10 protein-coding genes, 2 tRNA genes, 3 rRNA genes and 2 pseudogenes are annotated in these 14,251 nt (G+C 48.3%); 11 read left to right on the top strand and 6 right to left on the bottom strand.

The genetic code is table 11. From position 1 onward, the window contains the following. Nucleotides 1-10: 10 nt before the first annotated feature. Nucleotides 11-452 (top strand): annotated as a pseudogene (locus tag NM96_10115) (integrase). A gap of 34 nt (nucleotides 453-486) precedes the next feature. Here NM96_10115 and NM96_10110 read toward each other — a convergent pair. After that, on the bottom strand, nucleotides 487-1,110 hold the full coding sequence (locus tag NM96_10110) for a TIGR01621 family pseudouridine synthase (GenBank protein AVR79619.1): 624 nt from the start codon (nucleotides 1,108-1,110) through the stop codon (nucleotides 487-489). A gap of 10 nt (nucleotides 1,111-1,120) precedes the next feature. After that, entirely contained in the window at nucleotides 1,121-1,693 is a 573-nt protein-coding gene (locus NM96_10105; protein AVR79618.1) for a hypothetical protein, read from the bottom strand. Nucleotides 1,694-2,024: 331 nt separating this feature from the next. Here NM96_10105 and NM96_10100 point away from each other — a divergent pair, with 331 nt between their 5' ends. Next, a complete protein-coding gene (locus tag NM96_10100) occupies nucleotides 2,025-2,612 on the top strand; it encodes a YdcF family protein (GenBank protein ID AVR79617.1) in 588 nt (195 codons plus the stop codon). Nucleotides 2,613-2,740: 128 nt separating this feature from the next. Here the strand turns inward: NM96_10100 and NM96_10095 are convergent, their stop codons facing one another. After that, nucleotides 2,741-4,111, bottom strand: coding sequence for a signal recognition particle protein (locus NM96_10095; protein ID AVR79616.1), 1,371 nt, complete (start codon nucleotides 4,109-4,111; stop codon nucleotides 2,741-2,743). 116 nt (nucleotides 4,112-4,227) lie between these two features. Between NM96_10095 and NM96_10090 the strand changes: the two genes are divergently transcribed. Beyond that, nucleotides 4,228-5,034 (top strand): inner membrane protein YpjD, encoded by an 807-nt coding sequence (locus NM96_10090; protein AVR79615.1) that lies wholly within the window; start codon nucleotides 4,228-4,230, stop codon nucleotides 5,032-5,034. A gap of 135 nt (nucleotides 5,035-5,169) precedes the next feature. Here the strand turns inward: NM96_10090 and NM96_10085 are convergent, their stop codons facing one another. Continuing rightward, the gene (locus NM96_10085; protein AVR79614.1) at nucleotides 5,170-5,406 is read right to left on the bottom strand and encodes a hypothetical protein; all 237 of its coding nucleotides are present in this window, start codon (nucleotides 5,404-5,406) and stop codon (nucleotides 5,170-5,172) included. A gap of 84 nt (nucleotides 5,407-5,490) precedes the next feature. Between NM96_10085 and NM96_10080 the strand changes: the two genes are divergently transcribed. From NM96_10080 to NM96_10050, 7 genes are all read left to right on the top strand, one after another. Continuing rightward, nucleotides 5,491-7,036, top strand: a 16S ribosomal RNA gene (locus NM96_10080). A gap of 99 nt (nucleotides 7,037-7,135) precedes the next feature. Continuing rightward, a tRNA-Ile gene (locus NM96_10075) sits at nucleotides 7,136-7,212 on the top strand. A gap of 5 nt (nucleotides 7,213-7,217) precedes the next feature. Next, nucleotides 7,218-7,293, top strand: a tRNA-Ala gene (locus NM96_10070). Nucleotides 7,294-7,720: 427 nt separating this feature from the next. Beyond that, nucleotides 7,721-10,618: ribosomal RNA gene (locus NM96_10065) — 23S ribosomal RNA — on the top strand. 91 nt (nucleotides 10,619-10,709) lie between these two features. Next, nucleotides 10,710-10,823: ribosomal RNA gene (gene rrf, locus NM96_10060) — 5S ribosomal RNA — on the top strand. Together the 16S, 23S and 5S rRNA genes with 2 tRNA genes alongside form the textbook arrangement of a ribosomal RNA operon. A 337-nt stretch (nucleotides 10,824-11,160) precedes the next feature. Further along, nucleotides 11,161-11,451 (top strand): topoisomerase, encoded by a 291-nt coding sequence (locus tag NM96_10055; protein AVR79613.1) that lies wholly within the window; start codon nucleotides 11,161-11,163, stop codon nucleotides 11,449-11,451. Between the two features lie 173 nt (nucleotides 11,452-11,624). Next, entirely contained in the window at nucleotides 11,625-12,089 is a 465-nt protein-coding gene (locus tag NM96_10050; GenBank protein AVR80321.1) for a type IV pilin protein, read from the top strand. Nucleotides 12,090-12,167: 78 nt separating this feature from the next. Here NM96_10050 and NM96_10045 read toward each other — a convergent pair whose 3' ends face one another. Beyond that, complete coding sequence (locus NM96_10045; GenBank protein AVR79612.1) at nucleotides 12,168-12,320, bottom strand: NAD(P)H-flavin oxidoreductase; 153 nt, start codon at nucleotides 12,318-12,320, stop codon at nucleotides 12,168-12,170. On the opposite strand from NM96_10045, the gene NM96_10040 reads away from it, so the two are divergent. Next, nucleotides 12,273-13,280, top strand: coding sequence for an IS5/IS1182 family transposase (locus NM96_10040; GenBank protein ID AVR79611.1), 1,008 nt, complete (start codon nucleotides 12,273-12,275; stop codon nucleotides 13,278-13,280). The two genes, NM96_10045 and NM96_10040, sit on opposite strands and share 48 nt — an antisense overlap. Before the next feature lie 137 nt (nucleotides 13,281-13,417). Here NM96_10040 and NM96_10035 read toward each other — a convergent pair. Then, nucleotides 13,418-14,232, bottom strand: a pseudogene (locus NM96_10035) (IS630 family transposase). Nucleotides 14,233-14,251: the final 19 nt, after the last annotated feature.

Genomic DNA, 14,251 nt, shown 5'->3' with positions numbered 1-14,251 from the left:
TACCGTAAAAATGAAGCTGAACGACCGACAAATCAAAAACGCCAAGCCTGCCGAAAAACCGTTTAAGCTGAATGACGGCAAGGGCTTGTATCTGTATATCAATACGAGCGGCGGGAAGTTATGGCGGTTTGACTTTTCGCATAACGGCAAAAGAGAAAACATTTACTATCGGCAAATATCCGACCATATCACTGGTAGAAGCCCGCCAAGCCGCTGAAAACGCCCGCCGTTTGCTTGTATCGGGGCAAGACCCCAGCGAAGCCAAGCAACAGGAAAAACGCGAACGGCAAGCCGCCGCTTTAAATACCTTTGAATCAATCGCCCGCCGCTGGCATACCGACAATCTACACCGTTGGAAAGAAAACCACGCCGCCCGTATTATTTTCAACTTTGAAAAGGTGTTTCCCTTACTGTCCGCTTTCTTAGCGGTTTTTTTATTTTCGATTAGCTGATGCGATACACGAAACCTTGTCAGATATTTTGGATTTATTCATGAATGAAATCCAATGGCGGCCATTCCTCACTCAAAGGCGCGACAATTTCAAACATCTGACCTTGATAGTCGAATTTGATTTTCCAAGCGTGGAGGAACATCCTCGATGCAGGCTTCCCGCTGTAGAGCGTATCGCCCAAAATCGGACTGCCCAAACTTTTCATGGCGACACGGAGTTGATGGGTTTTGCCCGTATGCGGATGCAGGACGAACAGGCGCAAGCCGGGTTCTAAACTATGGCTGTTAAACTCGGTCACGGCGGGATTTTCCATACTGCGCATCAGTTTCCATGTGCCGCGCCGCGATTTTTCCATATCACCTTTGATCCAACCTTGCTTCTTAGACGGCTTGTCCGTTGCCAGCGCCAAATAAGTTTTACGCATGGTTTTGGCGGCAAACTGCTGCGCCAGCGCCGACGCGCTTTGCGGGTTCAGGGCAAACAGCAGCACGCCGCTGGTCAGCTTGTCCAAGCGGTGCAGCAGCCAAACCTGCTTAAGGCCGAGTTGCGCCGCCAGCGTCTGCGTCAGGCTGACTTCGCCCTCTTCCTGATGTACGGATACGCCTTGCGGCTTGTTAATGGCAACAAAATCCGGATGTCGAAATAAGATTTCCCACATTTCAGACGACCTATTTCAACATAATATCACCGCCGGCCAAAGTGATGACGCCCAATACGCAAAACAGTACGCAGGCGGAAATCCGTACGGCTTTGGCGGGGATTTTTTTCATCAGCATATCGCCCAGATAAACCACGGGGACGGTTGCCAACATCAATCCGGCAACGCTGCCGAGTACGACCATGGATAAGGATTGGTATTTTGCCGCCAGCAAGACTGTGGCGATTTGGGTTTTGTCGCCGATTTCCGCCATGAAAAACAGGAAAACCGTCGCTCCAAACGCGCCATATTTAAGCCAACGGCTGTCGAGATTTTCATCTTTATCAGGCAAAAGCAGCCACAAGCCGACCATGATGAAGCTGATGCCGACCGCCCATTTGACGGTATCGGGGGAAACGGTTTCCGCCAGCCATACACCGACAAATGCGGAGACCAAATGATTCAGTAAAGTGGCAATGAAGATGCCGGAGACTACCGCATTTTTCTGGGCGAAACGTGCGGCAAGGAAAAGGGCGAGCAGTTGCGTTTTATCGCCGATTTCGGCAATGGCAACGCCCAGTATTGAAGAGAAAAATGCTTCCATAAGATACTCAACCGAAGCGGGCAAAAACAAAAAGCGTTGCACATACCGCCCGCAAGGGTATGGACAACGCTTACGTCTTGCCTGTCTTCCTGTTGTCAGGAAGATGCCGCCACCATGACTGATCTTTGTCGAACTCGGTCAATTATGTTGATAACGGCTCTGATTGTCAGTGAAAATCAGATGGCTACTCCCGTAAGAGTGTGCGCATTATAAAGATGGAAGGGGAGGGATGCAATAAGTAATTGGCGGCTAAGGGGTCGTCTGAAACCTTGGAAGATGGTGAAAGAGATTATGCTATGATGCCCAAAGGTCAAAATCCACCGGAGTATTAATGCAAAAGTATTGGATATTGTGCATCGTTTGTCTTTTGGTATGGTGTGCTGTTTTGAGCTGGCTGCATCTATGCGCAGTCAATGTGGAAAAAAGGTCGTCTGGAACCCTGTCTTCTGCCGATATTGCTGTTGTCTTGGGTAATGCTGTTAACCGCAGAGGAAAACCGAATCCTTGTTTGCGCTCGCGGGTTGAAGCTGGTGTCAGGCTGTATCGGCAAGGTAAGGTGGGCGAATTGCTGATGAGTGGAGGAACGGACGGGGACGGCAGCAATGAAGCTCAAACTATGCGCGATATGGCCGTGGAAATGGGCGTACCGTCCGAAAAAATACGATTGGAAGAACATTCGGAAAGTACATATGAAAATATTGTGCTGAGTGTACCGAAGCTACGGGATGCGAACGAAATCATCATTGTCAGCGATGCTTTTCATCTTGCGCGTGCCTCTTGGCTTGCCAAGCGTTATTGGCAGGGTAAAACTGTTGAATTGTATGCTTCAGGGGCGTGCGGTGATTCGACGGTAAATTATTTGCGCAAACTGTCTCGGGAGGTGCTTGCATGGGTAAAGGCGGTTGCACTTTACAGTTAGGGGCTGACTATTATTTTTTATAATAGTAGATGGCCATGCTTTTGACTGACTAGAATCTCAATATGAAGAGGTCGTCTGAAAACCCAATTTCAGTTTTCAGACGACCTCTCTCTTAGATTTCCTGCCAATTACATTCCGGGGAACATTCCTTTCATACCCTTCATGCCTTTTGCCATACGCATCAGTTTGCCCAGTCCTTTTCCGCTGAACATTTTCATGACTTGTTGCGATTGTTCAAACTGTTTGAGCATTTTGTTGACTTCCTCTACGCTGGTGCCGGCGCCTGCGGCAATGCGGCGTTTGCGGCTGGCTTTGAGCAGGGTTGGGTTGGCACGTTCTTTGGGCGTCATGGAGTTGATGATGGCTTCGACTTTACCCATGGCTTTTTCTGCCGTGCCTTCGGGAATTTGTTTGGAAATCTGACCCAGTTCGCCCGGCATTTTTGACATCAGGCTTTCCAGTCCGCCCATATTGCGCATTTGCTGGATTTGTTCTTTAAAGTCATTGAGGTCGAAGCCTTTGCCTTTTTGCAGCTTTTTCGCCATTTTAGCGGCGGCTTCTTCGTCTATGCCTTTTTGGACATCTTCAATCAGGCTCAACACGTCGCCCATACCGAGAATACGGCTGGCTATGCGGTCTGGGTAGAAGGGTTCGAGTCCTGTGATTTTTTCACCGATACCGATGAATTTGATGGGTTTTCCGGTAACGTGGCGCACAGACAATGCTGCACCGCCACGCGAATCGCCGTCCATTTTGGTCAGGATGACACCGGTCAGCGGAAGGGCTTCGTTGAATGCTTGTGCGGTGTTTACAGCGTCTTGACCTAACATGGCATCGACGACGAATAAGGTTTCGACGGGATTGACGGCTGCGTGCAGCGCTTTGATTTCATTCATCATCTCTTCGTCAATCGCCAAGCGTCCGGCGGTATCGACCATCAAGACGTCGTAAAAGTGTTTTTTTGCATAATCAATCGCAGCAGTGGCAATTTCGACAGGTTTCTGATTGGAGTCGGAAGGGAAGAAGTCAATGCCGACTTGCTCAGCCAAAAGGCGCAACTGTTCGATAGCGGCAGGGCGGTACACGTCGGCTGAAACGACCAAGACTTTTTTCTTCTGTTCGTTTTTTAGCAGGCGGGCGAGTTTGCCGACGGTGGTGGTTTTACCGGCACCTTGCAGACCTGCCATTAAGACGACAGCAGGCGGTACAGCTGCCAAGTCCAAAGAGGAATTTTCCTTGCCCATCAATTCGATCAGGGCTTGGTTGACGACGCCGATAAAGGCTTGATCAGGGGTCAGGCTGCCGGCAACTTCCTGCCCGAGGGCTTTTTCTTTGACGTTGTTGACAAATTCTTTTACGACGGGCAGGGCTACGTCCGCTTCGAGCAGGGCAAGGCGGACTTCCCGCAGCGCCTCTTTGATGTTGTCTTCTGTCAGTTTTGCTTGACCGCGGATATTTTTGAAAACTTTACTAAAGCGGTTGGTTAAGTTGTCTAACATGCTTGTCCTTGGTAATGATAATAGCTGCCCTGTTCGGGGCATTCTTTGCTAAAATAAAATCGAGATTATTTTACACTATCGCGTGCGGTTATGTATGCGCGCCAAGAAAGTTTGTTATGCCGACTATCCTGATTTGCCTGATACTGGTGTATGCCGGATTGGGTATATTCGTTTGGTTCAACCACAAGACCCGAGAGATTAAAGATTATCCTCTAAAAGCCGAGTTGGCTGTTTTGGGTGCTGCGCTGACCATGCACGGTGCTGTATTGCTTATGCCTGTCATTCAAGACAAGATTTTGATTATGGGCTTTGGGTATTCCATCAGTTTGATTGTATGGTTGATGCTGCTGGTGTATTTCGTTGGTAGTTTTTTCTATCGTCTGCGCGGATTGCAGTTGCTTTTGTATCCATGTGCAGCGTTTACCTTATTATTGGGTGCACTGTTCCCTGGGAAATATGTCGGTTACCAAATCAATGATTTGCCGTTTATGTCGCATATTGGTACATCGCTGCTGGCATACGGTTTATTCGGTATTGTGACCTTGTTTGCCGTTTTGATTTTGCTGCTCAACCGTAACCTGCATAGGCGACGTGTTTCCAGTTTGTCCGGTTTTCTGCCGTCTTTACTGAGTTTGGAAAAGCTCATGTTCCAGGGGATGTGGGTAGGTTTTATCTTATTAACCTATTCGGTTGTCAGCGGGACATTTTTTGCAGAGGCTGTATTCGGTAAACCCGTTACATTTACCCATAAAACCGTATTCGGCATTCTCTCATGGATAATTTACGGTGCGTTGCTGCTTAAGCACAGTATGACGGCATGGCGAGGTAAAAAAGCAGCCGTTTGGACAATCATCGGGTTTGTCAGCCTAATGTTCGCTTATGTAGGAAGCAAGTTTGTATTGGAAATCTTGCTGCAGCGTTAAGGTGAGAGTTATTCGGATAATGGCGTATTTAGATTAACAAAGGTCGTCTGAAAGGGATTTCAGACGACCTTTGCTGTTGATTGAGTTTGGTTTGAGAATATTTTGAAATAAAAGTCTTTGTATTTCAGGTTGTTGTTAGGTTTTGTGGAATTTTTTGCGGTTTAGGAGTTGACGGTTTTTGAGGGGAGGGGTATAGTTCGGTTCTTCGCTGCTTCGGCGGTGATTGAACGAACAGGTAAGTATATCACAGTTAGTCTGATTTTTCGAGGTTTTGAGAAAAGTTTTGATTGACAATGAGATGAAATGCTTTATAATTCGTTTTCGCTCTTTAACAAAACAGATTACCGATAAGTGTGAGTGCGACAGCCTCACACTGTTTGAAAGACAGACAAGATGATGTTTTAGACATTGTCCTGTTGGTTTCTTTGAAGCAGACCAGAAGTTAAAAAGTTAGAGATTGAACATAAGAGTTTGATCCTGGCTCAGATTGAACGCTGGCGGCATGCTTTACACATGCAAGTCGGACGGCAGCACAGAGAAGCTTGCTTCTTGGGTGGCGAGTGGCGAACGGGTGAGTAACATATCGGAACGTACCGAGCAGTGGGGGATAACTAATCGAAAGATTAGCTAATACCGCATATATTCTGAGGAAGAAAGCAGGGGACCATTTGGCCTTGCGCTGTTTGAGCGGCCGATATCTGATTAGCTAGTTGGTGGGGTAAAGGCCTACCAAGGCGACGATCAGTAGCGGGTCTGAGAGGATGATCCGCCACACTGGGACTGAGACACGGCCCAGACTCCTACGGGAGGCAGCAGTGGGGAATTTTGGACAATGGGCGCAAGCCTGATCCAGCCATGCCGCGTGTCTGAAGAAGGCCTTCGGGTTGTAAAGGACTTTTGTCAGGGAAGAAAAGGGCGGGGTTAATACCCCTGTCTGATGACGGTACCTGAAGAATAAGCACCGGCTAACTACGTGCCAGCAGCCGCGGTAATACGTAGGGTGCGAGCGTTAATCGGAATTACTGGGCGTAAAGCGGGCGCAGACGGTTACTTAAGCAGGATGTGAAATCCCCGGGCTCAACCTGGGAACTGCGTTCTGAACTGGGTGACTAGAGTGTGTCAGAGGGAGGTAGAATTCCACGTGTAGCAGTGAAATGCGTAGAGATGTGGAGGAATACCGATGGCGAAGGCAGCCTCCTGGGATAACACTGACGTTCATGCCCGAAAGCGTGGGTAGCAAACAGGATTAGATACCCTGGTAGTCCACGCCCTAAACGATGTCGATTAGCTGTTGGGCAGCATGACTGCTTAGTAGCGAAGCTAACGCGTGAAATCGACCGCCTGGGGAGTACGGTCGCAAGATTAAAACTCAAAGGAATTGACGGGGACCCGCACAAGCGGTGGATGATGTGGATTAATTCGATGCAACGCGAAGAACCTTACCTGGTCTTGACATGTACGGAATCCTCCAGAGACGGAGGAGTGCCTTCGGGAGCCGTAACACAGGTGCTGCATGGCTGTCGTCAGCTCGTGTCGTGAGATGTTGGGTTAAGTCCCGCAACGAGCGCAACCCTTGTCATTAGTTGCCATCATTAAGTTGGGCACTCTAATGAGACTGCCGGTGACAAGCCGGAGGAAGGTGGGGATGACGTCAAGTCCTCATGGCCCTTATGACCAGGGCTTCACACGTCATACAATGGTCGGTACAGAGGGTAGCCAAGCCGCGAGGTGGAGCCAATCTCACAAAACCGATCGTAGTCCGGATTGCACTCTGCAACTCGAGTGCATGAAGTCGGAATCGCTAGTAATCGCAGGTCAGCATACTGCGGTGAATACGTTCCCGGGTCTTGTACACACCGCCCGTCACACCATGGGAGTGGGGGATACCAGAAGTAGGTAGGGTAACCGCAAGGAGCCCGCTTACCACGGTATGCTTCATGACTGGGGTGAAGTCGTAACAAGGTAGCCGTAGGGGAACCTGCGGCTGGATCACCTCCTTTCTAGAGAAAGAAGAGGTTGTCGCATTCACACTTATCGGTAAACTGTAGAAGATGCGGAAAAATGCTTGAGTGAAGACAAGGTTCGCTTAAGAAGAGAATCCGGGTTTGTAGCTCAGCTGGTTAGAGCACACGCTTGATAAGCGTGGGGTCGGAGGTTCAAGTCCTCCCAGACCCACCAAGAACGGGGGCATAGCTCAGTTGGTAGAGCACCTGCTTTGCAAGCAGGGGGTCATCGGTTCGATCCCGTTTGCCTCCACCAATACTTTCCAAATCAAAGCGAGTTAAAAAGGCAGTGTGACTGCTTTCTTTTTTTCTAAAGAGAAGTCTGCTGACGAATTAGTTTGACGGAAAAAGAAAGGCTGCTATAATAATCAGCTCATTTTGATTTGCGAAGTAAATAGCAATATTGAACGCATCGATCTTTAACAAATTGGAAAGCCGAAATCAACAAACAAAGACAATGTGTCTGTTTTTGATGATTGACCGATTGCAAACGGTCAGTTGTCTCCTGAACAGGAAAAGAAAAACAGGTACAGTATTTGGGTGATGATTGTATCGACTTAATCCCGAAAGACAAAAGGCGGGATTAAGACACAACAAGCAGTAAGCTTTATCAGAGTAGGAAATTCAAGTTTGATATTCTAGTCAACGGAATGTCAGGCAAAGTCAGAGAAGTTCTTGAAATGATAGAGTCAAGTGAATAAGTGCATCAGGTGGATGCCTTGGCGATGATAGGCGACGAAGGACGTGTAAGCCTGCGAAAAGCGTGGGGGAGCTGGCAATAAAGCTATGATCCCGCGATGTCCGAATGGGGAAACCCACTGCATTCTGTGCAGTATCCTAAGTTGAATACATAGACTTAGAGAAGCGAACCCGGAGAACTGAACCATCTAAGTACCCGGAGGAAAAGAAATCAACCGAGATTCCGCAAGTAGTGGCGAGCGAACGCGGAGGAGCCTGTACGTAATAACTGTCGAGATAGAAGAACAAGCTGGGAAGCTTGACCATAGTGGGTGATAGTCCCGTATTCGAAATCTCAACGGTGGTACTAAGCGTACGAAAAGTAGGGCGGGACACGTGAAATCCTGTCTGAATATGGGGGGACCATCCTCCAAGGCTAAATACTCATCATCGACCGATAGTGAACCAGTACCGTGAGGGAAAGGCGAAAAGAACCCCGGGAGGGGAGTGAAATAGAACCTGAAACCTGATGCATACAAACAGTGGGAGCACCCATGTGGTGTGACTGCGTACCTTTTGTATAATGGGTCAACGACTTACATTCAGTAGCGAGCTTAACCGAATAGGGGAGGCGTAGGGAAACCGAGTCTTAATAGGGCGAACAGTTGCTGGGTGTAGACCCGAAACCGAGTGATCTATCCATGGCCAGGTTGAAGGTGCCGTAACAGGTACTGGAGGACCGAACCCACGCATGTTGCAAAATGCGGGGATGAGCTGTGGATAGGGGTGAAAGGCTAAACAAACTCGGAGATAGCTGGTTCTCCCCGAAAACTATTTAGGTAGTGCCTCGAGCAAGACACTGATGGGGGTAAAGCACTGTTATGGCTAGGGGGTTATTGCAACTTACCAACCCATGGCAAACTAAGAATACCATCAAGTGGTTCCTCGGGAGACAGACAGCGGGTGCTAACGTCCGTTGTCAAGAGGGAAACAACCCAGACCGCCAGCTAAGGTCCCAAATGATAGATTAAGTGGTAAACGAAGTGGGAAGGCCCAGACAGCCAGGATGTTGGCTTAGAAGCAGCCATCATTTAAAGAAAGCGTAATAGCTCACTGGTCGAGTCGTCCTGCGCGGAAGATGTAACGGGGCTCAAATCTATAACCGAAGCTGCGGATGCCAGTTTACTGGCATGGTAGGGGAGCGTTCTGTAGGCCGATGAAGGTGCATTGTAAAGTGTGCTGGAGGTATCAGAAGTGCGAATGTTGACATGAGTAGCGATAAAGCGGGTGAAAAGCCCGCTCGCCGAAAGCCCAAGGTTTCCTACGCAACGTTCATCGGCGTAGGGTGAGTCGGCCCCTAAGGCGAGGCAGAAATGCGTAGTCGATGGGAAACAGGTTAATATTCCTGTACTTGATTCAAATGCGATGTGGGGACGGAGAAGGTTAGGTTAGCAAGCTGTTGGAATAGCTTGTTTAAGCCGGTAGGTGGAAGACTTAGGCAAATCCGGGTCTTCTTAACACCGAGAAGTGACGACGAGTGTCTACGGACATGAAGTAACCGATACCACGCTTCCAGGAAAAGCCACTAAGCTTCAGTTTGAATCGAACCGTACCGCAAACCGACACAGGTGGGCAGGATGAGAATTCTAAGGCGCTTGAGAGAACTCGGGAGAAGGAACTCGGCAAATTGATACCGTAACTTCGGGAGAAGGTATGCCCTCTAAGGTTAAGGACTTGCTCCGTAAGCCTCGGAGGGTCGCAGAGAATAGGTGGCTGCGACTGTTTATTAAAAACACAGCACTCTGCTAACACGAAAGTGGACGTATAGGGTGTGACGCCTGCCCGGTGCTGGAAGGTTAATTGAAGATGTGAGAGCATCGGATCGAAGCCCCAGTAAACGGCGGCCGTAACTATAACGGTCCTAAGGTAGCGAAATTCCTTGTCGGGTAAGTTCCGACCCGCACGAATGGCGTAACGATGGCCACACTGTCTCCTCCCGAGACTCAGCGAAGTTGAAGTGGTTGTGAAGATGCAATCTACCCGCTGCTAGACGGAAAGACCCCGTGAACCTTTACTGTAGCTTTGCATTGGACTTTGAAGTCACTTGTGTAGGATAGGTGGGAGGCTTTGAAGCAGAGACGCCAGTCTCTGTGGAGCCGTCCTTGAAATACCACCCTGGTGTCTTTGAGGTTCTAACCCAGACCCGTAATCCGGGTCGGGGACCGTGCATGGTAGGCAGTTTGACTGGGGCGGTCTCCTCCCAAAGAGTAACGGAGGAGTTCGAAGGTTACCTAGGTCCGGTCGGAAATCGGACTGATAGTGCAATGGCAAAAGGTAGCTTAACTGCGAGACCGACAAGTCGAGCAGGTGCGAAAGCAGGACATAGTGATCCGGTGGTTCTGTATGGAAGGGCCATCGCTCAACGGATAAAAGGTACTCCGGGGATAACAGGCTGATTCCGCCCAAGAGTTCATATCGACGGCGGAGTTTGGCACCTCGATGTCGGCTCATCACATCCTGGGGCTGTAGTCGGTCCCAAGGGTATGGCTGTTCGCCATTTAAAGTGGTACGTGAGCTGGGTTTAAAACGTCGTGAGACAGTTTGGTCCCTATCTGCAGTGGGCGTTGGAAGTTTGACGGGGGCTGCTCCTAGTACGAGAGGACCGGAGTGGACGAACCTCTGGTGTACCGGTTGTAACGCCAGTTGCATAGCCGGGTAGCTAAGTTCGGAAGAGATAAGCGCTGAAAGCATCTAAGCGCGAAACTCGCCTGAAGATGAGACTTCCCTTGCGGTTTAACCGCACTAAAGAGTCGTTCGAGACCAGGACGTTGATAGGTGGGGTGTGGAAGCGCGGTAACGCGTGAAGCTAACCCATACTAATTGCTCGTGAGGCTTGACTCTATCATTTGAAGAACTTCAAATAAAAAGCTTACTGACTGATCCAGTCATCACCGAATATATTGATTAAGGCTTTGCCGATTTGTACAGTTTAAGTTTGGCGGCCATAGCGAGTTGGTCCCACGCCTTCCCATCCCGAACAGGACCGTGAAACGACTCAGCGCCGATGATAGTGTGGTTCTTCCATGCGAAAGTAGGTCACTGCCAAACACCTATCCTAAGCCCCCGACAGATGTCGGGGGCTTTTACTTTGTATTGTTTCGGTTTGGCGAATATCATTACCCTGTATGGCGGCGGTGGAGTGGGGTAATATTCCGGATGATCCGGTTGCAGAAGGATGGGCTTTATTGATGTGGGAGGAGGCCGCTCCGGAATTGAAGTAAGTTGGAGAATGTTGCAGAATAAATACATTTGGGGATAGTGAAGTCGGAAATATTTAAAATTGTTTGAATTAAAATGATGAGAAGCATATGATAATAAAATATTTAGTGGTAACGCCTCCACGGCGGTGCCGTCCATATTAACGAAATGATAGGAAAACGCCCTTATGAAAAAATTCCTCTTTGCCGCACTCTCCGTTCTGACCGCCTCGCTGTCGCTGGCAGCCGTCAACATCAATACCGCCTCTTCTTCCGAATTGGAAGCCCTGCCCGGCATCGGCCCGGCCAAAGCGAAAGCCATTGTGGACTACCGCCAGCAGCACGGTGCCTTCAAATCAGTGGAAGAGCTCAAAAACGTTAAAGGCATCGGCGAGGGTATCTTCTCCAAACTGAAGGCCGAAGCAACCGTCGCGCCCGCACCTGCAAACACAAAAGCTAAAAACACTATTCAAAAGTAAATTAACCGGAAGCATTAGGACAAGGAGTTTGAGATGTAGGCTTCTATTCTGCTCGGAAGAAAATATGGGCGGCTTTAGTTGGTCTGAAAGTAAGTGTTGTAAACCCAAAAGATCTTATTATGAAAGGATATATATTGAAATTGGGTGATGAAATTATTAATAGGTAATAAATGATGAATAAAGAAAATTGTAAAGGGTATTCTCTTACTCAATTAATCTTTGTAATTGCAATAATTGGGATTTTAACTTCAATAGCTTATCCAAGTTATCAAAAATATATTAGAGACTCTGAAATACGTCAGGCTCTGGCAGCGCTTGTTGAGAGTGCTCAGTTTATGGAACGATTTTATCAGCAGAATGGTAGTTTCAAGAAAACTTCTACAGCGTGGCCTGATTTGCCTAACTCTCGGAGTTTAGAAAACTTTTGTATTTATCCTAATGGGCTTGCTAGAGGCGCGTTAGATGGGAAATTTACTTTAAAAGCAGTTGCATTAGATAAGAATAAAGAACCTAGGGTAATAAAGATTAATGAATCTCTAACGACTTTTATTTGTGAGAGTAGTGCTAGTTCTTGTGATGATGTTACGAAAAACTATTTTTCTGGTGCAGATAAAAACTGTTCCGTATATCGGCTTTAAGAGAGTTTGTGCGGCTATTACTGAATGGTTTGTATACACATTTAACTGATATTAATTAAGTAGAGTATGAGCTACTAGTTATATATAAAAGGTCGTCTGAAAACTTTTTTCAGACGACCTGAGACCTTTGCAAAATTCCCCAAAATCCCCTAAATTCCCATCAAGACATTTAGGGGATTTCCCATGAGCACCTTCTTCCAACAAACCGCACAAGCCATGATCGCCAAACACATCGACCGCTTCCCATTATTGAAGTTGGATCAGGTGATTGATTGGCAGCCGATCGAACAATACCTGAACCGTCAAAGAACCCGTTACCTTAGAGACCACCGAGGGCGTCCCGCCTATCCCCTGTTGTCCATGTTCAAAGCCGTCCTGCTCGGACAATGGCACAGCCTCTCCGATCCCGAACTCGAACACAGCCTCATCACCCGCATCGATTTCAACCTGTTTTGCCGTTTTGACGAACTGAGCATCCCCGATTACAGCACCTTATGCCGCTACCGCAACTGGCTGGCGCAAGACGACACCCTGTCCGAATTGCTGGAACTGATTAACCGACAACTGGCCGAAAAAAACCTAAAAGTAGAGAAAGCATCCGCCGCCGTCATTGACGCCACCATTATTCAGACCGCCGGCAGCAAACAGCGTCAGGCCATAGAAGTCGATGAGGAAGGACAAGTCAGCGGACAAACCACACCGAGTAAAGACAGCGATGCCCGCTGGACAAAGAAAAACGGCCTCTACAAACTCGGTTACAAACAACATACCCGTACCGATGAGGAAGGCTATATCGAGAAACTGCACATTACCCCCGCCAATACCCATGAGTGCAACCATCTGTCCCCTTTGTTGGAAGGCATTGCCGAAGGTACGACCGTCTATGCCGACAAAGGCTACGACAGTAAGGAAAACCGGCAACATCTGGAAGACCATCAGTTGTTAGACGGCATTATGCGCAAAGCTCACCGCAACCGTCCGCTGACGGAAGCGCAAACCAAACGCAACCGATATTTGTCGAAGACCCGTTATGTGGTCGAACAAAGCTTCGGTACGCTGCACCGTAAATTCCGCTACGCCCGGGCAGCCTATTTTGGTCTGCTCAAAGTGAGTGCGCAAAGTCATCTGAAAGCGATGTGTTTGAACCTGTTGAAAGCGGCTAACAGGCTAAGTGTGCCTGTTGCCGCCTAAAAGGCGGCCCGGATGCCTGATTATGGGGTATCCGGGGAGGATTAAGGGGGTATTTGGGTAGAATTAAGGAGTGATTGGGGGCGGAAACAGCCGAAAACAGCCGAAAACCTGTGTTTGGGGTTTCGGTTGTCGGGGGAAAAGGAATTTTGCAAAGGTCTCAATACGGTTCGCAGATACCGCTTAATATTCGCCCACACCTTCTCAATCGGGTTGAGCTCAGGTTAATAAGGTGCAAGAGGCAATACCTTATGTCCCCATTTTTCCGCCATTTCCCGTAAGACACCCATACGGTGAAATCGTGCATTATCTAAAATAATCACCGATTTTTGAGTCAATGCGGGCAGTAGGCATTGCTGAAACCACGCTTCAAAAAAGACTCCGGTCATCGTATTTTGATAAACCATCGGAGCAATCAGCCGGTTGCCGACTTGTGCGGACACCAGAGATAAGCGTCGGTATCTTTTTCCACTTATCTGCGCTTTCACTATTTGCCCTTTCGGGCTGCGGGCATAGGGACGGAACAGGTAGCGGTCAAATCCTGTTTCATCCAAATAAACACGTTGGTAGTCGGAAAATTCGGCCAGCTGTGTCAAATAATGCGTTACTTTGGCCGGGTCTTGTTCTTTGTAAGTGGTGGTCTTTTTTTGCGCGTCATCCCCATCTGTTTGAGTGCATAGCAAACGGCGGCTGGCGTACAATCAAAATGTTTGGCGATTTCATGCAGATAGGCATCCGGGTGTTGCCCAACATATTGAGCCAGTTTTTGCCTATCCAATTTGACGGCATTTAGACCGGTAACTTGATGTTTTAGGCTGCCTGTTTGTTTTTTAAGGCGAATCCACAGGTAAAGCGTGTTTCTTGACAAGTTAAACGTTGCTGCGGTTTGGCTGATGTTTTTGCATTGTTTGTAATAGTTTAAAGCTTTGTTTCTTAAGTCCGCAGAGTATGCCATGGTTAGACCTTCAAAGTTG

Source organism: Neisseria mucosa (genome assembly GCA_003028315.1).
In the GTDB taxonomy this organism is placed as follows: domain Bacteria; phylum Pseudomonadota; class Gammaproteobacteria; order Burkholderiales; family Neisseriaceae; genus Neisseria; species Neisseria mucosa.
Note: the sequence above shows the minus strand (reverse complement) of the source record. Positions and strands in the feature narration are given on the sequence as shown.

What these genes read in the sequence shown, in the direction of transcription:
- NM96_10095 (AVR79616.1), bottom strand. Translation starts at nt 4,111, where the DNA reads ATGTTAGACAACTTAACCAACCGCTTTAGTAAAGTTTTCAAAAATATC.
- NM96_10050 (AVR80321.1), top strand. Translation starts at nt 11,625, where the DNA reads ATGAATAAAGAAAATTGTAAAGGGTATTCTCTTACTCAATTAATCTTT.
- NM96_10040 (AVR79611.1), top strand. Translation starts at nt 12,273, where the DNA reads ATGAGCACCTTCTTCCAACAAACCGCACAAGCCATGATCGCCAAACAC.
- NM96_10110 (AVR79619.1), bottom strand. Translation starts at nt 1,110, where the DNA reads ATGTGGGAAATCTTATTTCGACATCCGGATTTTGTTGCCATTAACAAG.
- NM96_10105 (AVR79618.1), bottom strand. Translation starts at nt 1,693, where the DNA reads ATGGAAGCATTTTTCTCTTCAATACTGGGCGTTGCCATTGCCGAAATC.
- NM96_10090 (AVR79615.1), top strand. Translation starts at nt 4,228, where the DNA reads ATGCCGACTATCCTGATTTGCCTGATACTGGTGTATGCCGGATTGGGT.
- NM96_10100 (AVR79617.1), top strand. Translation starts at nt 2,025, where the DNA reads ATGCAAAAGTATTGGATATTGTGCATCGTTTGTCTTTTGGTATGGTGT.
- NM96_10055 (AVR79613.1), top strand. Translation starts at nt 11,161, where the DNA reads ATGAAAAAATTCCTCTTTGCCGCACTCTCCGTTCTGACCGCCTCGCTG.